At 41.0% G+C, this 366-nt stretch carries 1 pseudogene; it reads left to right on the forward strand.

The annotated features are described in order from the left end of the window. Positions 1-296: 296 nt before the first annotated feature. A pseudogene (locus EXA13_RS16770) lies at positions 297-366 on the forward strand (prevent-host-death protein); the annotation flags it as partial.

Here is a 366-nt window from a genome sequence, read left to right on the forward strand (position 1 = left end):
AATCACCTCTCAATTAGACCCTAGATCTAACTTAGTAAAGTGTCTACTAAACGTGGGGTACTCGGAGTCATAACGCCCGCCTAAGGGGCTGACAACGCAAACAACTACACTAAAACTAACCAGCCATAACCTCAAAACTCATTAAAGCCAAAAGTGGCGAGCGTTGGAAGTCCCGCTTGAGGCGTTTGTTAGCTTCCCCTTTCACACATTTCACACATTTCACACGATTTAATCATATTGACCACTTCATGTGATAAACTATACTCCAATTAGATTTAAGACTGTGGAGAATAGCCATGCATACATTAACAGCAAATGACGCTAAACGAAATTTTGGTGAATTGCTTCTAAATGCTCAACGTCAAC

The organism is Vibrio cincinnatiensis (genome assembly GCF_022113815.1).
Lineage (GTDB): Bacteria > Pseudomonadota > Gammaproteobacteria > Enterobacterales > Vibrionaceae > Vibrio > Vibrio cincinnatiensis_A.